20 protein-coding genes are annotated in these 20,768 nt (G+C 60.5%); 10 read left to right on the top strand and 10 right to left on the bottom strand.

The genetic code is table 11. The features are described from left to right. Positions 1–31: 31 nt before the first annotated feature. The 3 genes from AXZ77_RS03285 to AXZ77_RS03275 all read right to left on the bottom strand — a co-directional run bounded on the left by AXZ77_RS03285 (position 32) and on the right by AXZ77_RS03275 (position 3,909). Entirely contained in the window at positions 32–1,195 is a 1,164-nt protein-coding gene (locus AXZ77_RS03285) for an ABC transporter substrate-binding protein (RefSeq protein WP_098410018.1), read from the bottom strand. A gap of 121 nt (positions 1,196–1,316) precedes the next feature. Next, complete coding sequence (locus tag AXZ77_RS03280) at positions 1,317–2,219, bottom strand: LysR family transcriptional regulator (RefSeq protein ID WP_098410017.1); 903 nt, start codon at positions 2,217–2,219, stop codon at positions 1,317–1,319. A gap of 442 nt (positions 2,220–2,661) precedes the next feature. Further along, positions 2,662–3,909 carry a Mob protein gene (locus AXZ77_RS03275; protein ID WP_098410016.1) on the bottom strand — a complete coding sequence of 416 codons (1,248 nt, stop codon included), beginning with the start codon at positions 3,907–3,909 and terminating at the stop codon, positions 2,662–2,664. Between the two features lie 175 nt (positions 3,910–4,084). Here AXZ77_RS03275 and AXZ77_RS03270 point away from each other — a divergent pair, with 175 nt between their 5' ends. Next, positions 4,085–4,867 carry a YdcF family protein gene (locus AXZ77_RS03270; protein WP_098410015.1) on the top strand — a complete coding sequence of 261 codons (783 nt, stop codon included), beginning with the start codon at positions 4,085–4,087 and terminating at the stop codon, positions 4,865–4,867. A gap of 239 nt (positions 4,868–5,106) precedes the next feature. On the opposite strand, the gene AXZ77_RS03265 is transcribed toward AXZ77_RS03270, so the two are convergent. The 7 genes from AXZ77_RS03265 to AXZ77_RS03235 all read right to left on the bottom strand — a co-directional run bounded on the left by AXZ77_RS03265 (position 5,107) and on the right by AXZ77_RS03235 (position 12,513). Continuing rightward, the gene (locus AXZ77_RS03265; RefSeq protein WP_176535950.1) at positions 5,107–5,880 is read right to left on the bottom strand and encodes a carbon-nitrogen hydrolase family protein; all 774 of its coding nucleotides are present in this window, start codon (positions 5,878–5,880) and stop codon (positions 5,107–5,109) included. 52 nt (positions 5,881–5,932) lie between these two features. Next, complete coding sequence (locus AXZ77_RS03260; RefSeq protein WP_098410013.1) at positions 5,933–7,108, bottom strand: iron-containing alcohol dehydrogenase; 1,176 nt, start codon at positions 7,106–7,108, stop codon at positions 5,933–5,935. 21 nt (positions 7,109–7,129) lie between these two features. Beyond that, positions 7,130–7,963 (bottom strand): ABC transporter permease, encoded by an 834-nt coding sequence (locus tag AXZ77_RS03255; protein ID WP_078519941.1) that lies wholly within the window; start codon positions 7,961–7,963, stop codon positions 7,130–7,132. Further along, positions 7,956–8,828 carry an ABC transporter permease gene (locus tag AXZ77_RS03250; protein WP_098410012.1) on the bottom strand — a complete coding sequence of 291 codons (873 nt, stop codon included), beginning with the start codon at positions 8,826–8,828 and terminating at the stop codon, positions 7,956–7,958. The genes AXZ77_RS03255 and AXZ77_RS03250 overlap by 8 nt, the downstream gene beginning before the upstream one ends. Before the next feature lie 3 nt (positions 8,829–8,831). Then, the gene (locus tag AXZ77_RS03245; protein WP_098410011.1) at positions 8,832–9,920 is read right to left on the bottom strand and encodes an ABC transporter ATP-binding protein; all 1,089 of its coding nucleotides are present in this window, start codon (positions 9,918–9,920) and stop codon (positions 8,832–8,834) included. A 62-nt stretch (positions 9,921–9,982) separates the two neighbouring features. Beyond that, complete coding sequence (locus tag AXZ77_RS03240; protein ID WP_098412422.1) at positions 9,983–11,116, bottom strand: PotD/PotF family extracellular solute-binding protein; 1,134 nt, start codon at positions 11,114–11,116, stop codon at positions 9,983–9,985. Between the two features lie 50 nt (positions 11,117–11,166). Further along, positions 11,167–12,513 (bottom strand): glutamine synthetase family protein, encoded by a 1,347-nt coding sequence (locus AXZ77_RS03235; protein WP_255266398.1) that lies wholly within the window; start codon positions 12,511–12,513, stop codon positions 11,167–11,169. Positions 12,514–12,640: 127 nt separating this feature from the next. Here AXZ77_RS03235 and AXZ77_RS03230 point away from each other — a divergent pair, with 127 nt between their 5' ends. The 9 genes from AXZ77_RS03230 to AXZ77_RS03190 all read left to right on the top strand — a co-directional run bounded on the left by AXZ77_RS03230 (position 12,641) and on the right by AXZ77_RS03190 (position 20,630). Then, positions 12,641–13,468: a helix-turn-helix transcriptional regulator gene (locus tag AXZ77_RS03230; RefSeq protein WP_176535949.1), complete on the top strand. Its 828-nt coding sequence runs from the start codon at positions 12,641–12,643 to the stop codon at positions 13,466–13,468. Between the two features lie 106 nt (positions 13,469–13,574). Next, on the top strand, positions 13,575–14,411 hold the full coding sequence (locus tag AXZ77_RS03225; protein ID WP_098410009.1) for a glycosyltransferase family 2 protein: 837 nt from the start codon (positions 13,575–13,577) through the stop codon (positions 14,409–14,411). Between the two features lie 143 nt (positions 14,412–14,554). Then, on the top strand, positions 14,555–14,923 hold the full coding sequence (locus AXZ77_RS03220; protein WP_098410008.1) for a MarR family EPS-associated transcriptional regulator: 369 nt from the start codon (positions 14,555–14,557) through the stop codon (positions 14,921–14,923). A 336-nt stretch (positions 14,924–15,259) separates the two neighbouring features. Beyond that, entirely contained in the window at positions 15,260–15,697 is a 438-nt protein-coding gene (locus AXZ77_RS03215; RefSeq protein WP_098410007.1) for a GNAT family N-acetyltransferase, read from the top strand. After that, on the top strand, positions 15,694–16,632 hold the full coding sequence (locus AXZ77_RS03210; protein ID WP_098410006.1) for a GNAT family N-acetyltransferase: 939 nt from the start codon (positions 15,694–15,696) through the stop codon (positions 16,630–16,632). The genes AXZ77_RS03215 and AXZ77_RS03210 overlap by 4 nt, the downstream gene beginning before the upstream one ends. 7 nt (positions 16,633–16,639) lie before the next feature. Continuing rightward, complete coding sequence (locus AXZ77_RS03205; RefSeq protein WP_098410005.1) at positions 16,640–17,062, top strand: FdtA/QdtA family cupin domain-containing protein; 423 nt, start codon at positions 16,640–16,642, stop codon at positions 17,060–17,062. A 12-nt stretch (positions 17,063–17,074) separates the two neighbouring features. Beyond that, on the top strand, positions 17,075–18,175 hold the full coding sequence (locus AXZ77_RS03200) for a DegT/DnrJ/EryC1/StrS aminotransferase family protein (RefSeq protein ID WP_098410004.1): 1,101 nt from the start codon (positions 17,075–17,077) through the stop codon (positions 18,173–18,175). Next, positions 18,172–19,689: an O-antigen translocase gene (locus AXZ77_RS03195; protein WP_098410003.1), complete on the top strand. Its 1,518-nt coding sequence runs from the start codon at positions 18,172–18,174 to the stop codon at positions 19,687–19,689. Before AXZ77_RS03200 ends, AXZ77_RS03195 begins: the two co-directional genes overlap by 4 nt. Continuing rightward, on the top strand, positions 19,686–20,630 hold the full coding sequence (locus tag AXZ77_RS03190; protein ID WP_176535947.1) for a glycosyltransferase: 945 nt from the start codon (positions 19,686–19,688) through the stop codon (positions 20,628–20,630). The genes AXZ77_RS03195 and AXZ77_RS03190 overlap by 4 nt, the downstream gene beginning before the upstream one ends. The last annotated feature ends 138 nt before the right edge of the window (positions 20,631–20,768 follow it).

Genomic DNA, 20,768 nt, shown 5'->3' with positions numbered 1-20,768 from the left:
AAAGGGGTCGGCTCCGGGCGGTCTGGAGCGATTAGCGGCCGCCAATCACACCGATGTAGTCGGACACCCAGCGGTAGTAGGGCACGCAATTGTCTTGGCCGTCACAGTTCGACACCGGAGTTTGCCAGAACTTGATCTTGTCGAAATCGTCGAGACCGTTCTCGGAACAGCCCGCAGCGGTTTGCATCCCCGATCCGTCGGTGCAAGCCTCGGGCACGGAGGGCACTGCACCAAACCACACCGAGAGATCGGATTGCAGGTTCGAATTCAGCGAATGCTCCATGAACATATAGGCGCAATTCGGGTGTGCGGCCTCAGAATGGAGCATCAGCGTATCGGCCCAGCCCGTTGCGCCCTCTTGCGGAATCACAGACGCGATCGGCAGGCCGTCGGCCTTGAGCAGGTTGACCATGAACGGCCAGGAGGAGGAGGCCACCATACCTTCGTTCTTGAAATCGTCGATCTGGATGAAAGCGTCATGCCAATAGCGCGACACCAGCGTGCGTTGCGTGCGTAGAAGATCGAGCGCGGCGGCATATTGGTCTTCGTTAAGCTCATAAGGGCTGGTGATGCCAAGCTCGGGCTTGTGGGCCATCAAATACATCGCGGCATCCGCGATGTAGATCGGCCCGTCATATGCCTGCACGCGCCCCTTGTTGCTTTCGCCATCCGGGAGGGTCATCTCCTCGAACACGACGTTCCAGCTTTTGGGCGCCTCGCCGAACACCTCGGTGTTATACATCAGCACGTTCGGCCCCCACATGAAGGGCGTGCCGTAATGGGTGCCTTTGACGGTGTGCCACGGGGCGTCCTTCAGGCGATCATCGACGCGCGACCAGCTTGGGATCAGATCGATATTGACCGGCTGCACGCGACCACCTGCAATCAGGCGCAACGAAGCATCGCCCGAAGCAGTCACTAGATCGAAGCCCCCTTCGTTCATCAATGCGACCATTTCGTCCGAGGTGTTGGCGGTTTTGATTTCGACCTTGCAGCTCGTCGCCTCTTCAAACTTGGTGACCCAGTCGAAGGCCGGATCGGTCTCGCCGCGCTCGATGTAACCCGGCCATGCGACGATGGAGACGCTGCCTTCCCCTGCGCCCACTTCACTCAGCATATCGGCGGCCTGCAGCGGAAGCGTTGTGGCAGCCGTGAGTGCAAGGCCTGATACGCAGGCTTTGAAAAACTGTTTCATGATGACTTTCCCTGTTGCAACGAGAGTTGGAACTCTCTTGCACACCAGCCTGTGAAACTCCGTGAGCTTTCACAAATTCAATTCTCAGGTTTTAGCTATCGAAAAAACAGATACCTTGGAATCATCGCGTATTTTTATGGACTTGCGCCGCAAGAACAAATTCACGCGCCACACGCGAAAGAGGGGCACCTTTTCTCCAAACGACTCCAACCTGCACAACTGGAAGGCTTCCCGACACATCTCTGGACACGATGCGGTCCCCTTCGAGAGACCAGCGGCGATAGACCATTTCCGGCAAGAGCGCGATTCCCGCGCCCGTCGCGACCAGCGAGCGCACGGCCTCCACAGAGCGGGTTCGAAAAGCCACACGCGGGCGCGCCCCAAACGCCGACAGCAGCTTGCGCGTCGCTTCCTCGACCTCGTCGATCCTCAACATGATCATCGGCTCGCCCGTGAGATCCTCAATCGAGACGGAGGTCCGCGTCGTCAGCTCGTGCCCGTTGGGCAGCCAGAGCTGGTAGGGAGAGGTATCGATGATCTCGCTCTGTAGCGCCATGCGGTCGCGCATGTTGCTAGTCACCATCACCGCCACGTCCAACTCTCCGCCGACTAGGAGATGCTCGAGGTAATCGCCCGAGTCTTCCGATGCCGTCACCTCGACTTGCGGATTGGCACGCCGGAACCGGGCAAGAATATCCGATAGCACATAGCCCGCCACGAGCGACGTCACCCCTACATGCAGGGTCCCGGTCAGGTCGTCGCTCTCCTGCGTCAAGGCATGTCGGGCATCGGCGACCCTCGCGAGAATGCCCGTGGCATGGCGCAGAAACTGATGTCCTTTATGTGTAATCTCTAGCCCGCGTGCATGACGAGTGAACAACTGCACGCCGAGATCAGCCTCCAACTCACGGATCGCTTCGGTCACCGCGGATTGTGAGATCGCAAGCGTTTGCGCGGCGCCCGACACGGTGCCGGCCTCGGCGACCGCGATAAAGTAGCGAAGCTGTTTGAGTGAAAATGCCATCTCATGTTCTTAGCGTGTCAATAGCAGCGACGTCTATCGCGCACGGAATTTCTTGATAGACCGCACAACTCTGAATTGGCGCACCAGTTTTGTCGTGAAACCGTCAGCGTCAGAGATGGCATTCTCTGCGAGAGCTGGAGCCTAGATGACAAGACGTGTCAATGCGCGTTCAAAATTGTGACTAGCTTGCTCGCGACAACGGTAATGACAACCATGTGTGATTTTCTGGCATCTCGCGATCGGTCAGCGACGTTTTGATAACCGGGCTATATTGGCTAGCAACCAGAGCAACCTGAGTGTCCGGAGCCACCATCACAGCATGACATAGGCGTCAAAACTGTGCCCTTCGTGGCAGCGAAGGTTCGTCCGCAGCCAAGGCGCGCAGCTTGGCAGCAACTGTTCAGGCCGCCTGCCCTTTTTCCGCTGGCCGTCGCTGCCCAGATCACTGCATTCCCGGTCCGTCAAACTCCTCATCGCGCGCCGGCTGCAGCGCACCAACCCCGGCCTCACCAGCCCGCACCAAGAGATCCAGCACAGCACGGATCATCCAGTCCTCCGCAGTGTCACCGAGCGCCTTGAGGGAGGCAGGCATATCCTCCATCACGATGTCGCCACCCGAGATTTCGGCACGGCCGTCGGAAAGCGCCGCGATGACATCGCGCAGGGCGGCCTGCTTTTGCGCAAAATCCAGGGCTCTTCGGTCGAGCTCCGCGAACGCCCCCTGCATCTGTGCCGCAATCGCTTTGCGCGCGGCATGTTGCTTCGTCGATAGCCGCGCTTTTCGCGGCCCGTCGCGCAAGAGCCCGCAGTGCTCTCCGACCGCCCGGTGGTAATCGTCCTGGAACTGACGCATGGCCGCACGGTAGGCGACCATTTCCGGAACCTCACCCCGCAGTTTTCGAGCCGCCTTCAGATGGGTGCGGTTCTCTTCCTTCCACTCCGCAAGCGTCTGGGCATTCTCAGCGTGCGCCTTTCGTGAAGCCGAGCGCCACGCCTCGAGACGCGTGGCATTATGCACCTTGTTGCGCGCGATGGTCTCCGGTCGTTTGCCAAGAGCCCGTTTGCGCGGCCTCGGCGGAAGAGGCTTGGGGATGGGGCGCGGGAGAGAGCAAATGGCCGAAGGGGTCTCGCAGGAGGCGCGAACCTCCGCGGCTGCGCGCTTGCCCGCATGCAGCTTGTTCGCATCGAGTTTCGGGTCTTCGACATTGATCGCAAGGATGTGGAGGTGGACATGGGTCTCATCGAGATGCAGCACTGCTGCCCACTCAATTCCCTTGGGCATGCGCCTTTCGAAATGCGTGAGCACCCGTTCCGCCCAGCTGAGGATTTGCGGACGATAGCACTTCTCATCACGCCTGAAGGCCTCCACCGAAAGGGGGTGCGAGTGAATTTCCGTGTAGAGCGTCGCTGCATCCCGGCGCAGCCGACGCTGATAGCTCGTGCCTTTCGCACTTTTCACGGTCTCACGGATCTTCTGCACCTTCTCGGTCCAGAGCACCTCGAGCTTCTTGAGCGTCGTCGTGCCGTCAAGCTTGATCGGCGCTTTCGGCTCGGCGACATGGCCCGAATAGCGTGGCACCCGCATCGCCTCGCCAAAGACCTGCTCGGCCGTGTTCACCTGCTCGGGCGCTTCCTTCACCTTGCGTGGGGCCGCCGAATAGCATTCGATATGGACAAACTGATAGCTCATGGATCACCTCTTTCCTTTGCTGGCTCTCGCTCGAGGATAAGAGGGCGACCTGAAAAAACGGGCAGGAGACCGGTGCGCAAAACGGCGCCGGGAAAACTAGCTATATGACAGACTATAGCTAGGTTTTTCGAACGGCGGGATTGCGGGCCGGGGCGACAGTGCCGACAAGGGCGCCATGGATACGCTTGTCTTCGTCGCCTCCAAGCTCATAGCTCTCCTGCTACGCGCAGAAACCTGGGAAGCGCTTTTACTCACAGGCGCGCTGATCGCGCTCGTGAGCGGGCGCCTGCGCGCGGCACGCAGGATGCTTTCCGTAGCGCTGGCGAGCCTCCTCGCTCTGGGGATATTTCCCCTTGGCGATCTCCTCATCGCGCCCCTGGAGCGGACCTATCCGGCCAACCCGCGGCTCACCCATGTCGATGGGATCATCGTCCTGGGCGGTGCCGAAGACGGTGCCGGCACGGCTCGCCACCACCAGGTCCAACTCAACGCCGCCGCCGAGCGCGTCACCACCGGGCTCGGCCTGGCGCATCGCTTTCCGGATGCCAGGATCCTGCTCTCTGGCGGCAGCGGCGCCCTGCACGATCTGGCACGAGAGAGCATGCCGGGCGCCGACGTCATGGCCGCGGCGTTTCGCGAAACGGGTATTCCACAGCCCCGGCTTCTTCTCGAGAGCCGCTCGCGCAACACCACCGAGAATGCACGTTTCAGCTACAACCTCGCCCAGCCCAGACCAGAGGAGACTTGGCTCCTTGTCACCAGCGCGTTCCACATGAGACGCGCGATGGCGAGCTTTGAGCGCGCCGGATGGGACGGGCTCATCCCCTACCCTGTCGATTATCGCGCAGAGGGGTTTCTCGATGGCATCGGCTGGAATCTCGCGGGCCATCTCGACACGCTGGATCTTGCGATCAAGGAATGGGTCGGGATCTGGGCTTATGCGGCGAGCGGGAGATAGCTTCTCCGGGTGATGACGAAAACATGGCCCGGTTTCCTCCCACACTGGGAGCGCCTATAGGAGGGTCGAACAGATTTTTCCCGGGCCGCCGTTTTCATGAAGATACCGGAACGCGCTTGCGAGGCGTGCCGAACGGGTCGATCGCCCGATCTTACGGGAGACGACCGGTCAGTTTGAGAACTTGTTTAGGACGTTCATTTTGCGATCTGTCGGGTCACAGACACAGGCTGGGGCTTCCGCTAGGAAAAGCTACGCAAATCGCTGAATTGAACCGAGATCACCTCGCCGGGATAATCCGAGGGTTTCGGCAGGTCCGCAATCAACGTCGTCGGCCCTCTTCCAGCCTGCGCCACAGCCTGTCCGTCTGGACCCGCGATGATAGACTTGCCACCAAAGACAATTTCGCGATCCGGTCCCGTATAATTCGCATAGACAACGGTGACTGCATTCTCGCTCGCGCGTGCCCGCACGAGCAGATCGGGGACGTGATCATAGCCAACCGGATTCGCTGTCGGCACGAGGATTAGGTCGGCCTTGGATCGAGCGAGAGCCCTGGCATGTTCGGGAAACTCGATATCATAGCAAATCAGCAGACCGGTCCGCGTGCCCTCCAGATCGAACACGGGCGGTGGCTCCGCGCCGAACGCAAAGCTCGCACGCTCCATCTCGCCAAAAAGCTGGATCTTGCGATAATGTCCGACCCGCGCGCCGCTCTTGTCGAACACGGATGCCGCGTTGAACACCTCATCGCCCAACCGTTCGGCCCAGCCATAGCAGATCGCGCATCCGTATTTCCGTGCCATGTCGCCCATCGCGGCGCACCACTCTCCCCCGAGTGGCTGCGCCTGCGCACGATGGTCCTCGGGCCGGTTGTAGCCGGGCAGGATCAGCTCGGGCAGCACGATCAGATCGGCGCCGAGCGACGCCACGCCGTTCACCCATGTCTCGATGATCGGCAGTATCTGCGCCGGGTCAGAAGAAAGCGGCTGCGGCTGGACGAGCGCGATTTTCATGTTTGTCTCCATTCTCGACAGACAAGGTATCGCTTGCGCCGCAGCCCGGCAATCAGCGTGCGGCGCGCAAGATTTGCTCCACACCTTCCGGATCCAAGGGTGTCGGATTTCCTCCAGCGCACGGATCACGCAAGGCATCGGCGATCAGATCGGGAAAATCACTGTCATTCACCTTTACGCCCATCTCGCTCAGCGTCGAGGGCATGTCGATGCGCGCCTGCAACGCCTCGAGCCAGGCAAGAACCGCCGCGCCGGGATCGTCGCCCTCGAGCCGCAATTCATGCGCGAGCGTCGCCATCTGTTCTCTCACGGCAGGCAGGTTGAAGCGGAGCACATGGGGCATCAGCACCGCATTGAGCATTCCGTGATGCGCATCGTAACGCGCGCCCAACGGATGCGCCAAGGCATGAACCGCACCGAGCCCCTTTTGCAAGGCCGTGCAGGCCATCGCGGAGGCGACGATCATGTTCGAGCGCGCCTCCAGATTTTCGGGCTCCCAATAGGCCGTCGCGAGAGCCCCGTCGATCATCTTCAGCGCCGTCAGCGCCAAGCCATCGGCCATCGGGTGCCAGCCCGGCGCGCAGAGCGCTTCCAGCGCATGCGAGAGCGCATCCATACCGGTTGCGGCCGTCAGAGTGGGCGGCAAGCCAACGGTCAGCTCGGGATCGAGGATCACCAGTTCCGGCAGCATCTCGGGGTGGAAGATGATGACCTTGCGATGGGTCTCGGTATCGGTGATCACCGACGATCTGCCGAATTCGGAGCCCGTCCCCGCGGTCGTCGGAATGGCGATGACCGGCACCATGCCCTCGGTCTGGACGCGCCGGAAGTTGTCGCCGACATCCTCGAAATCCATCAGGGGACGCGACTGCCCCGCCATCATCGCAACCGCCTTGGCAGCATCCATCGCGGACCCTCCGCCAAGCGCTATGACGCAATCATGGCCGCCCGCGTGCAAGACCTCCCGTCCCGCCATGACATTTTCCACAGTGGGGTTCGGCTGCACATCGTGGAAGAAGCCGGGCTCCATGCCTGCGGCTTTCAGGACCTCCAGCGCCTGCATCGCGATCGAAGACGTGGCGAGGCCCCTGTCGGTAATCAGCAGCGGCGCTGTCGCGCCGATCTCCGCGAGGCCTGCCGGAAGATCGGACAGGCGCCCGGCTCCGAACCAGACTTGCGTCGGGAAACTCCAGCGAGTCCGAAGGCTCGCAAAATCGAATTCACTCATTGGAAGGTCCTGTCGAAGTGATCAGCTCTCGGCAATCGCGCTCAGGCGACGACGGGCTGCGCGTTTGCGCAACCTGTCGACGGCGAAGATCAATACCAAGGCGGGGATGAAAGTCAGCGTGGCGAGGGCCGGGTAGATCGGGGACGAACCCACGGCGATCCCCGAGAAGACGAAGGTCGGGAGCGTGCGCGTCGAGCCCGAGAGGCTGTAGGTAATGTAGAAATTCCCCCACGATAGCAGGAAGGCGAAGATCGCGGCCGAGAAGATTCCCGGCCAGATCAGCGGAAGCGTGATCTCCCGCAGGATCTGCCAGCGGGTTGCCCCCGCATCCTCGGCGGCATAGTCGAGCGTATTGTCGTAGCCCTGCATCTGCACCGAGATGATCACGATACAGAACGGCGTGATGTAGATGACATGTCCGATCACCGCAGACCAAAGCCCGGGCGACATGTTCAGCCAGCCGGCCAGCACCGAGAACCACAAGAGCATCACGACGCCCAGCAGAAGCTGCGGGAATAAAAGCGGCGCGAAGGTCAGGATGCGGAAACCCCATTGGAAGCGAAACTTGTAGCGGCTCCAGGCGAAGGCGCCCCCGATGCCGAGAAGCGTCGCGAAAACCGTCGCGAGCACCGCGAGAAGCGCCGAGTTGCCAAGCGCGGACCAGAAGTCGCGATCCGCCAGCAACTCGCCATACCAGCGGGTCGAGAATTCGGGGATCGGCCAGGACAGGAAGCGGCTCTTGGTGAAGGAGAACAGAACCAGCGTGGCGATCGGAATGTAGAAGAAAATCAGCGCGGCAAACACGGAGCCATAGAGCAGGACATCCGCAATTCGCTTTTCCATGCGATCAGTCATTTACCACCCTCCGCGCCTGCCAGAGCGCGACCGCTCCGAACACCGTCAAAGCCGCTGCCCCGATCACGATCAGCACGAGCGTCAGCGCCGCCCCCAAGGGCCAGTTCACGCGGGTCTCGAAGCTCTGGCGGATCAGTTCCGCCGCAAGCGGAGAGGTCCCGCCCCCCATCACCTTCGGCTCGAGAAACACACCGAGGCTGAGAACGAACACCAGAACCGCCCCCGCCCAGATGCCGGGCTTGGCAAGCGGCAGAGTCACCTCGATGAAGGCGCGCAACCGGGACGCACCCGCGTCACGTGCCGCGAGCACCAGATCCCCATCTATCCGCGCCATGGAGAGCGCGATGGTGAAGATCGTGTAGGGCAGCAGGTTGTAGACCATGCCGATCATCGTCGCGTTCGGCGTGAAGAGCACGTTCACCGCGGCCGGGGGGAACCCGATCGCCTCGAGCGTGCCGTTCAGCACGCCGGAGCGGTCGAGAAACAGCACCCAACCGAAGGTCTTCAAAACCGCATCGGTGAGAAAGGCAAAGACCATCAACAGGGTGATATGGTCGGACCAGCGCGACAGGCGATGCAGCATGCCATAGGCGATCGGGATCGCGAGGATGGTGCAAAGCACAGTGCAGACCAGCGCCATCATCAAGGTCCGCCACATGATCGTCCAGTAGTGGACCTGGCTGAACACGTCGGTCCAGACCTTCAGATCCCAAGTCCAGACGAGCCGATAGTATTGCGTGCCCTGAAAGCTCAGGAGCGCCGTCATGATCAGCGGGATCACGAAGAACAGTCCCATCAGCAGCAAGAGCGGCAAAGTCGACAGGCGCAGCGCGCCGTCTCGCCAGGATTTCTGTATCTCGGCCATCGCTTACGCCTCCACGGCGAACAGGTCGCCCAGCGCGAGACCGAGCCTCACCGGGTCGCCCTGCTTCGCCGGCAAGGTGGAGGTGCCGGGGATATCCATCACGATCTCGGTTCCGGCCGCCGCGATCCGATACTGGATCGAGGCTCCCCGGATGAAGAACTCGTTCACCGTCCCAGAAATGGAGCAGTCAGCGCTTTCGCCCGGCGCAAGCAGGCGCAGCATTTCGGGACGGATCATCAGCGCCGCATCAGCCCCCGCCGCAACACCGGGCGCGACCTGATCGGTGGCGATGATCGGGTTTGCGCAGTCAAGAACGTCGCAGGCGAACCGGAATGCATCGCCCTCCCGCGTGACCTTGGCGGGCAGGAGATTGGTATCCCCGATGAACCCGGCCACGAAAGCATTCGCGGGACGGTAATAAATCTCGGACGGCTCGCCCAGTTGCACGATCTTCCCCGCGCGCATCACGCAAATCCGGTCGGCGAGCATCATCGCCTCTTCGAGGTCATGCGTGACGTGGACGAAGCTCGTCCCGACATGGCGATGCAGGTGCTTGAGCTCAGCCTGCAGGGATTTCTTGAGCTTCGCATCGAGCGCGCTCATCGGCTCGTCCAAGAGCAGCACCGGCGGCTGCGACACCATCGACCGCGCGAGCGCCACGCGCTGTTGTTCCCCGCCCGAGAGCTCGTGCGGGTATCGGTTGAGGTAGCTTTCCTTGAGATGCATCAGCTCCAGCATCCGGCGCACCGCCGCGTCGATCTCGGGCTTCGGGCGTTTGGCCAGATGCAGCGGAAAGCCGATATTCTGCGCGACGGTCTTGTGCGGGAAAAGCGCGAGCTTCTGGAACACCATCCGCGTCGGTCGAGCCGAGGCGGGAATCTCCGTCATATCCGCCCCGTCGATCACGAGACTGCCTGCCGACAGGTCCTCGAAACCGGCCAGGATCTTGAGCAGCGTGGTCTTGCCGCAGCCCGAAGGCCCGACGAGCGCCAGAAACTCCCCATTGGCGACTTCCAATGAGATATCGGTCAGCGCGCGATAGGTGCCGTAGTATTTATCGATTCCGGTGGCTTTGATGATGGGAGAAACCAAGGGGGACTTCCTGTCTCAGAAAGGGAGCAAGGGCGGCGAAACCGCCCTTGCAAATCGGGAGATCAACGCGCGGCGGCCAGTTCCTGAGACCAGATTTCGAGCATCTGGTCGATATTCGGCGCCACGTTGTGGAAGTGGGACTTGTCCCAGGCCTCCCACATGTAATCCATCTGCAGCACGTCCTTCTGCTCGTCGGTGAACAGAGCTTCGGCTTCCTGCGAGGGCACGAGGTTGCAGGTCGCTTCCGTCCAGGCGAGTTTGACGGCCACTTCCGGCGAGGTCAGGTTGCGCAGCAGCGCCTTGGCCTTGGCGTCGTCGACGGGGTCTTTCACGATCCCGCCCGCTTCCATCCAGATGATGCCCTGGTTCAAGCCGTCTTTCGGCTCGGGCACGATCGACATGATCTCTTTCTGGCCATCCTTGCGCAGCGCCGAGGTGCAGTAGGTGCCGCCCCCGATCAAGGTTCTGAACGAGCCATCCATCAGGCCTTTCTGCGCGACCGACAGGTCTCCGACGATCGCCCGCGTGTTCTTGAAGAGCGCGCGCAGCACGAGGCGGATCTCGTTGAGCTCGGCGTCGTCGAGCTCCTTGTAGGGATCGATCCCGGCATAGAGCGCCATCGGCATGATCGGCCAGTCGCCCCAGTCGAGCACACAGATCTTGTCCTTGTAGGCCGGATCGAAACAAGGCGCGTAGCTGCTCCAGTTCTCCAGCTTGTCATACTTGGTGTTGACGGTCGGCCCGACCCAGCCCCAGCGCGTCGGCAGGCCCGTGGTCTTCCCGTCGAAATCCAGCGGCGCGAAGGGCGCGCGGAACTGGGGGTAGAAGCTCTCGTAGACATCGGCGAACTCGGCATCGTCGAGGAATTCCCCGATATCGGCCGGCCCCATGCGCTGCACCCACGGGCTGTCGGTGGCCACGACGTCGAAATCGCGCCATGCGCCGGCTGCGAGCTTGGCGAAACCGCCGGGGCTGTCGGTGATGAGGTCGATCGAGATCGAAACGTCGTTCGCCTCCTCGAAGGGCTTGATGATGTCGGGGCTGTCATAGCCCTCCCAGCACATGAACTTCATGGAGGTGGCGGCATGAGCCTTTCGCGGCATCAGCCCTGCCCCCGCGAGCCCCGCCGCGCCCATGCCTTGCAGGAAGGTTCGGCGATTGGGCGAAAACATCGGTATTCCCTTGGACTTTGTCATCTCTCTTTACTCCCGGTTGGTTGGATCAAGGCCAGCTTTCTTTTCTTGTTTCAGACGACCTCTAGGTATCTTTCCCGTTCCCACGTGCTCACATGGCGAAGGAAAGTTGCGTATTCGTGGCGGCGCGCGCGCACGAAACTGTCGATGAACACGTCGCCGAAAATCTCTCGGGCGACCTGGCTTTCGTTCAGCCGTTCTGCGGCCATGCCAAGATCGCTCGGGAAGCGGGTTTCGGGCGACGGTTCCAGAAGATACTGGTCCCCCGAGGCAGGCGGGCCGGGATTGAGCTCGTTCTCGATCCCCCACAACCCGGCTCCGAGGCACATGGCCAAGGCCAGATGCGGGTTCGTATCGGCTGACGGCACACGGAATTCCACGCGGGTCGCATCGGGGCTGTCATTCATCACCCGGGCCGCGACCGTGCGGTTCTGGATCGCCCAGGAGGCCGCCGTGGGCGCCCACATTCCCGGAACCATCCGGCGATAGGCATTCACTGTCTGGCTGCACAGCGCGAGCATCTCCGGCATCAAGGCGACCAGCCCGGCGATGAAGTGTCGGGCGGTCTTGCTCAGCCCGTCCGCATCGCCCGGATCGACAAAGGCGGGGCTGTTGTCGGTCAAGTTGCGCAGCGAGACATGCAGGTGTCCGGACTGCCCCGAGAGGTTTTCATTCAGCTTCGACATGAAGCAGGCGGTGAGCCCGTGGCGCCGGAAATAGGTCTTCGCGAAGTTCTTGAACAAAGCGGCATCGTCGGCGGCTTTCACACCGGGCGCATGTGTCAGCGGCACTTCGAGACAGCCGGGGCCAAGTTCCGTATGCAGCGCGTCGAGACCGATTCCGAGGCTCTCCATCATCGCCACGAGCCCATCCAGCAGACCGTGCTCATTCGCCAGCGTCTCGAGCGAGTAGGTCTTATTGCCGAGCGCATAGTGCTTGGGCTCAGCAAACCCGCCGTCGCGCAGGCTTGCCGCGTCCTCGTCGAGAACATTGAACTCGAACTCAAAAGCCGAATGGACCGAGAACCCCATGTCGCGCGCTTTCTCGAGTTGGCGGATCAACTGATTTCGTCCCGACCGCTCTCCGAAGGGCATCGCGTAATCGGCGATGCAGATCGCCTGATCCCCCTCAAAGGGCCAGGCGCGCACCGTCTCAGGGAAAAGCTGCGCCGGAACATCGGTATAGTCGCCGCTCCCATAGGTTTCCTCGGCGCTATCCCAATTGTAGAGCACATCGCAGAACGGGTAGCCGCCCTTGGCCAGCTTCTCCGCCTTGGCGCGCGCGACCCGTTTGACCCGGAACATCCCGTCCTGATCAAAAATCCCGATATGCACATATTGCGCGCCGATCCGATCGAGCATTTCGTGCATATCGACATGATGGGGGGTATCAGCTTGCATTCCGCAGCATTCCATTTTTTCCTAATCCGGTTCAGCTTAGAGCCTTGGCTGAGCCTACCAATACCCCCCGAGGGGTATGCCGCGACGCCCGCAAGGGGCGCTGCGGATCAAAGCGAGACCGGGAACGATGTCAGGATGGAATGAGCGCATCGCGGATGCGATCACTGCGATGGGAACCGAAGAGTTCGCCCGAACGCTCGACCGGGCGACGGAGACGCTGTTTCCCTACAAGATTTGCATGGTCTTTGCCTATGAGGGCAACGCGACGCCGCAATCGCTCTACCACAACCTGCCGCCGGATGCGGCGCGGATCGTGATCTGGGATTACTGCACCGGCCCGTATCTGCTCGACCCGTTCTACGCCGAGACCGAACGGCGGCGCTCGGGGATGGCCGGTCTCAGGCAGATGGCCCCAGACAAGTTCTTCCAGTCGGAATATTACGCCAAGCATTACAGCCGCACCGGCATTCGCGACGAGATCGGTATCTTCGCGGCAATCGGGCCGAAGCGGGTCGCAGTGATCAGCTTTGCCCGGGAACGTGGCCAGCCAGTCTTCAGTGCGCGCGAGCGGGCGCGTCTCGCCGAGGTGGGCCCCGTCATCGAAGCCCTGATGCGCAGCCATTGGGGCGTCACGGCAGCGCGCGAGGCACGCGACGATGCGGCAGAGACCGCCCTGCCCCCTCTACAGGTCCTGCTCGACCGCATTGCCGGAGGGGTGCTGACTCCGCGCGAGACCGAGGTGATCGCGATGGTGCTGCGTGGCTATTCGACGACCGCGATCGGGGCAAACCTCGAGATCAGCGACGAGACGGTGAAAGTCCATCGCAAGAACGCCTACCGGAAGCTGTCGATCTCGTCTCAAGCGCAGCTCTTCTCGCTCTTCCTGAAGGCGCTGGACGAAAGCTCTGCGCCACTTCGCGAGACGCATGTGGCGTCGCTCCGGAAGCGAGGATAGCCCGGGCTTTTCGCAACTGCTTGCCGGGTTAGGGATTGGTCGGTTTCGTCCGCCCCGCTAAGCGCCTATAGACAAACGTAGCGCATTTTCCCGGGCCGTCATTTTCATGAAGATCACCGTTATCACCGCCGTCTACAATTCTGAAGCCACCGTCGGCGAGGCTATCGAGAGCGTCGGACGACAAACCCATCCCGATCTTGAGCACCTTATCATCGAGGGGAAATCGAAGGACGGTTCGCTCGCCGCGATCGAACGCGCCGCCCATGACCGGATGACCCTCGTCAGCGAGCCCGACAAGGGGATCTATGATGCGCTCAACAAGGGCGTGACGAAGGCGTCCGGTGACATCGTCGGCTTCGTCCACAGCGACGACTTTCTCGCCCATGAAAACGTGCTTTCCCGCGTCGCTGCCGCATTCGAGGACCCGCAGGTCGAAGCGGTCTTCTCCAATCTCGATTATGTCTCGCAAGCCGATACGACAAAGGTGGTGCGACACTGGGCAACGGGCCTCTATAGCCCAGCGAAACTCAGACGCGGCTGGATGCCGGCCCACCCCACCCTCTATCTCCGGTGCTCGGTCTACGAGCGCCTCGGCGGCTTCGATACCAGCTTTCGGATCGCCGCCGATTACGACTTCATCCTGCGCTATTTCTCGCAAGCGACCGGTCGCTCGGTCTATATCCCCGAAGTGCTCTACAAGATGCGTTTGGGCGGCGTGAGCAATCGCAACCTCGCCCGGATCCGCGAGAAGATGGGCGAGGATTGGCGCGCGATCCGCGGCAACCTGCGGGCACGACGAGCTGCCCTCCAGACAAACCGGGCGCCTTTCCTCGTTCGACGCCTAAGTCTCCCGCCATGCTTCACCGGCCGATCTCCGCTGCTTCCAAGCAGCTTACGATCACACGCCCGTGACTTCCCTTGTCGGATGACTGGATTTGCATAAACACCCTTTTAGCGGGTGCAGCAGTCTGTTACCGCTCAACTTTGAACGATGTCGGATTTTCGACCCCAAACTGCGAACACCCCTCCCCTCAGGCTGCCCCGAGTCAGCGCTGATGCGGTAGCCTGCCAGAATGGCGCCTCCTAATGGCAGGCCAGCGCAGCAAGATCCAGGAAGATGTTCGCTTTCGTATCCTGCGTCTGCTCGAGGAAAACCCGGAACTGTCGCAGCGCGACCTCGCCCGCGAGGTGGGCATCAGCACCGGGAGCGTGAACTACTTGCTCAAGGCGCTCACCGAGAAAGGCTTCGTGAAGCTCGGGAACTTCAAGGCGGCAGAAGACAAGCGACGCTACGCCTACCTGCTGACGCCGAAAGGCGTGGCGGAGAAGGCGGCGATTACGCAGCGGTTTTTGGCAAGGAAGATGGCGGAGTTTGAGGCGTTGAAGGCGGAGATTGAGGCGCTTCGAGCGGACATTGACAGCGGTGTCTCTGGCAGTTGTGCGAATGGGCAATAATGGCCCTTAGAGGCTATCAGGTGCTTTGCCGTCTAAGAGAGGGCAGTCTCAGGCAATTCGCCTTGCGTCGTCTCAGGCAGAGCTCCGCCTCCAGCCTTCAGCTCTCCGGCCTTGCGAAAGAGCCCTCCGACCCCATCAACCGTTGACCGGGCAGAGCCGATAAAGAGCGGGCCCGCCGTTTCGGGTTCTCATATCCAAAACCAGGAGGCGTTAAAAAGTGACTAAGGCTAAAACATCTGCTTCAACCACCTTGAACCATGGAACGCGCTTACCGCCGACAGGCGCGAGCGAGGTCCGGCTGTGAGCCTCCCAGTCCGACCAACTGTCTCCTTCGAGATGATAGACAAGGCGTTTCTCAAGGCATCACGTGAGTGGCTCTTGGACCCGACTTTCAGAGAGCTAATAATGGCTCAGCCGGTCGATAAAGCAGCACAAGAAGCATGGTTTGCATCACTTGCCGAGAGAAGCGACTATTTGATCTGGGGCCTCAAGACCTCCGAGTGGATCGGAGCCTGTGGCATCAAGAACATCGACTTCGACAACCGTTCGGCTGAGTACTGGGGCTACATCTACCCAGCCCACCTTCGTGGCGCAGGGATCGGCTGGCAGGTGCTCCACTTCATAGTCAGCAAAGCCCGCAGCTTCGGAATCGATAAGTTGTGGTTGCGCGTAAGCAAAAACAATCAGTCTGCAATTTTGACCTACGAACGTTGGGGCTTTTCCAGAGTTTGCAGCGAGGGGCACGATATCATCAGGATGGAGTTATTTCTGTGAATGGCGTCCGTATCATTTCCTATGAGGCGGAGCATGAAGCGGCTTGGAACGCCTTTGTCGCGCAATCTCGCAACGGCACTTTCCTGCATTCCCGCACTTTTATGGACTATCACGCCGATCGTTTCGAGGATCGGTCTGCTATTGCCGTCTCGGGAGATGAAATTGTTGGGCTGTTCGCCGCTCATGCGGCGGGTCAGAAAATCGCAAGCCACAACGGCATGACTTTCGGGGGCCTCGTCTATGGCATGGACCATCGAGCCTCGCTCGTTTGCGACGTGCTCGGAGCCCTCATTGAGCACTACGGATCACTGGGGTTCAGCAAGATGACGTATAAACCAGTTCCTCATATATTCCACAAATACCCTTCAGAAGAAGATCTCTATGCGATCTTCCGGCAAAGCGGAAAGTTAATCCGTCGCGACCTTTCAGCAGTCATACCACCTAACGGCCCAGCCAAGATCAGCACATTGCGTAAACGGGGCAACAAAAAGGCTCTGAAAAACAACGTAGCTATTCGCGAGGGTGACTTTTACGGATTGTTTCACAAGCTGTTGGAGCAGACGCTCAAAAAGCACGGTGCCGATCCGGTTCATTCTCTAAGCGACTTCGACATTTTGAAGCAAAGGGTTCCAGACCGGATCAAGCTGATTGGTGCTTTTGAGGGCGATGAGCTCGTGGCCGGGACCTGGCTGTTCCTCTTTGGCCACGTTATTCACACGCAGTACTTGGCTAGCTCGCAAAGAGGGCAGGAAATCGGCGCGCTAGATATGGTGATTTTCCGCGTGCTTGAGTTGGCCAAAGACCAGAATCTTCATGTAAGTTTCGGAGCCTCGACCGAAAGCGGTGGGGCGGTATTGAACGAAGGGCTAATGGCGCAGAAAGAGGGCTTTGGTGCCCGCGCAATGGTCCTAGACCAATACGAAATCGCGATATGAGGTTGAGATGAACCCCTCCAGAATAAAGGCACCGCGCGGCTCGGTCCGCATGATCGATCTGCCACAAATCCACGACCCCCGCGGCGACTTGACCTTTGTCGAGGGTGGCAACCATATCCCCTTTGACATCCGCCGGGTCTATTACCTCTATAACGTGCCCGTAGATTCCGACCGCGGAGGCCATGCCCACAGGAAACTCGAGCAGATCGTCTTCGCCCTGTCCGGCAGTTTCCGGATAAAGATCGACGATGGCGAGACTAAATCGGAATACTGGCTCCGCGATCCCCGCAAGGGTCTCTACATCAGCCGCATGATCTGGCGAGAAATCGACAGCTTCAGCCAAGGCGCAGTTTGCATGGTACTGGCCTCGCGATCCTATGAGGAGACGGATTACTACCGCAACTATGACGACTTCCTCGCGGCCATCTAGGGACAGCCGAGCATGACCATCCCCTTCCTCGACCTGAGCGCCGCCTACCACGAGCTGAAAACCGAGATCGACACCGCCGTAAACCGAGTGCTTGAAAGCGGCTGGTATGTCCTTGGCCCCGAGGTCGAAATATTCGAAACCGAATGGGCAGCCTTTTGCGAGGCGGACCATGCTGTCGGCCTTGGCAATGGCCTAGACGCGCTCGTCCTGGCGCTGCGTGCGCTGGAGGTGCTGCCGGGCGACGAGGTGATCGTGCCGTCGAACACCTATATCGCCACCTGGCTTGCTGTCAGCGCAGTAGGCGCAACGCCGGTACCGGTCGAGCCCGACCCGGCAACCCAAAACATCGACCCGGGGCGCATCGCGGCCGCGATCACCTCCCGCACCAAGGCATTGCTGCCCGTTCACCTATATGGGCAACCGGCCGACCTCGATCCGATCCTCGAACTTGCTCGCGACAAGGAAATCGCCGTGATCGAGGACGCAGCCCAGGCCCATGGCGCGCGCTACAAGGGACGCCGGATCGGCGCCCATGGCGACGTAGTGTGCTGGAGTTTTTACCCCGGCAAGAATCTCGGTGGGTTTGGTGACGGGGGGGCGGTGACGACCAACCGCGCCGACCTGGCCGATCGCATCCGGATGCTACGCAACTACGGCAGCCGCGAAAAATACGTCAACGAGGTCAAGGGCGTGAACTCGCGCCTCGATCCGATCCAGGCAGCGGTGCTGCGCGCGAAGCTACCCCATCTTGACAGCTGGACCGAACGCCGCCGCGAGATCGCCGCCGCCTATGGCCAAGGACTGGCGGACAGCGGCCTGATCTTGCCCCAGGAGCCCAACTGGGCGGAGCCGGTCTGGCACCTTTATGTAGTTCGCTCGCCCGCGCGTGGTGCCTTGCAGGCGCGCCTGAAGACGGCCGGGGTGGGCACCTTGATCCACTATCCCGTCCCGCCGCATATGCAGGACGCCTATGCCGAGTTGGGGATCCCCGCCGAAAGCCTGCCGCTTGCGCGGCAATTGGCAGGCGAAGTGTTGAGCCTGCCGATTGGGCCGCAGCTGAGGCTGGACGAGGCGCACAAGGTCATCCAGGCAGTTTTCAAAATAACTGAATGAGTAGCACAAACTCCTACCGCACAATCCTGCGCTCCTCGTCGATCATAGCCGGGGCGCAGGTCGTCAACATCCTGGTCGGGCTGATCCGGATGAAGATCATCGCTGTACTTATCGGGCCCGCAGGCGTCGGCCTCCTCGGGCTCTATGCCAATCTGCTTCAGACGGCGACCATGATCGCGGGGCTCGGCCTAGACAACGTCGGCACAAGACAGATCGCCACCGCTCATGCGGAAGGCAGTGTAAATGCCGCTGGACGTAGACGACGGATCATGTTTTGGGGCGCCGCGCTTCTGGCAGCGTTGGGGGCGCTAATCTTCTGGCTTTCCAGCGGGCTGATTGCCCAAGTTGTGCTTGGCGATTCAGAAAGAGCACACTATTTAGCTTGGCTGTCTATCGGAGTCGCGCTCAATGTTGGCGCGGTCTCTCAGAGCGCCCTGCTCACCGGCATGCGGCGGATCGGAGATCTTGGACGCATCAGCATTCTGGCGGGCGTTCTCGGCACTGTCGCCAACCTTGCCATTGTCTGGGTCTGGGGGATGCACGGGCTGATCGCGATAGTCCTGGTCACGCCGGTGGCCACCTTCCTTTTGGGCCATATCTTCGTGTCTCGCCTTGGTCCGGCTAAGGGCGAGCGACCGACACTGAAAGAGATGGCGCGCGAGTGGGGCCAAATGGCGCGCCTCGGTTTCGCTTTCATGATCAGTGGCTTGGTCGCGACCATCGGCATACTCATGATGCGAACATTGGTGCAGCGCGAGCTGGGCCCTGACGCACTGGGGCAATTCCAGGCAGCTTGGGCAATCGGGATGACCTATCTCGGCTTTGTCCTCGGCGCGATGGGCACCGACTATTTTCCGCGCCTAGCCACAGTCATAAACGATCCCAAAACCGCAACGCGGCTGGTGAACGAGCAAACAGAGGTTGCTCTTCTGCTCGCCGCACCCATCCTGCTAACAATGCTTGGCTTCTTGCCTTGGCTAATCAAATTGCTTTACACGCAGGACTTCGCCCCGGCTGTCGAGGTGTTGCGATGGCAGTTGTTGGGGGACATCCTGAAGGTGATGAGCTGGCCGTTAGGCTTCGTCATCATTGCAGCGGGGGCGGGCAAAACATTTGTTGCGACAGAAGCGATCGGGATGGCGGTTCTCCTGCTCGCCGCCTTCGTCGGATTGCCAATCACTGGCATTACATCGACGGGGATTGCATTTCTGGCAATGTATACGGTCTACCTTCCTCTTGTATACTGGCTGGCCTACCGCCTCATCCGGTTTCGCTTCAATCGCGCCGTACAGCGGCAAGCTCTCACCCTAATTATAGCGGCACTTGCCGTGGACATCACTGGCCGATGGAACGCACCGCTCGGGGCCTCGCTTGGTCTCGTTAGCGCGATCGCGATGGGCCTTTGGGCGCTGGTGCGGCTTGCCGACATGACGGGCGCGACAGGCAAGCTTGGCCGGATTGCAAGCCTGGGAAGGCGACTGAGGGCATGGATGAATCGAAGGACAGCAGAATGACTGGCACCCAGCAAGATCGCCCACTCGTCACCTTCGCGCTATTCGCTTTCAATCAGGAGAAGTACATCCACGCAGCCGTCGAAGGGGCCTTGGCGCAAACCTACGAGCCGCTGGAGATCATCCTTTCCGACGATTGCTCAACGGACCGGACCTTTGAGATCATGCAGGAGATGGTAGCGAACTATGACGGGCCTCATCGGCTGGTCTTGCGCCGGAACTCGCCGAACCTCGGTTTGATTGAACATGTGAACCTAGTGTTCGGCATCGCGTCGGCCGAGTACATCGTTGCCGCCGCCGGCGATGACGTCTCCGTGCCCCATCGCGTGGAGAAGCTATTCTCCTGCTTCGAAGAAATGCCTTTGCTTATCCACTCCGACTGCGCCTGCATGGATGAGCGCGGCCGGTCCTTACCGTATGGGAAACCCAAGACGGACATAGAGGATAGAAACCTTCTGGACATTTGCCGCTCCAGAGCTCTCTACCTCGGCGCGACAGGCGCTTGGCACAAAGACCTCGTGAGGATGTTCGGACCGATAACGCAACTGGATACCTATGAAGACCTCGTGCTGGGATACAGGGCAGCATTAGCAGGTCGCGTAGCATATGTGGACGAAGCACTGGTGCGCTACCGGGTCGGCACCGGAACCACCTCAGAAGAACCCGAGCAACATCTCCGCAGAGCCAAGGCGATACAAGTTCGCAAAGCGGCTCTTGGATCGCTTAGGCAGAGGAAGAGTGATACCCTCAAGCATGCACCAGACAGGCATGATCTTTTGCGATTGATCGAGCGTCAGATATGCGTTGAGAGTGCCGTCATTCAATTCCGAACCGACATGAAATCCTTTATCCTTCATTATTCATATAGATGGCCGGTCGTTTCTTACTTGGCGAGAGCGGCCACGGGCAGGATGATGAGGGCTGTTTCTCTCTCGCAGCGATAGGAAATTTCTATCACCCGCACGACTACATGTTTTCCTCCGAGACAAATGTTCGAAGAAACGGCTGGACGGGTGCGTCTGCTAGCCTCCACGCGCCCTCTTCACCAATGCAAAATCTGCGCTGCGTAAGAATGGGAAAAG

The sequence above is a fragment of the Thioclava sp. ES.031 genome, from assembly GCF_002563775.1.
In the GTDB taxonomy this organism is placed as follows: Bacteria; Pseudomonadota; Alphaproteobacteria; order Rhodobacterales; family Rhodobacteraceae; genus Thioclava.
The sequence above is the reverse complement of the archived record's forward strand: the minus strand, read 5'-3'. Positions and strand labels throughout refer to the sequence as shown.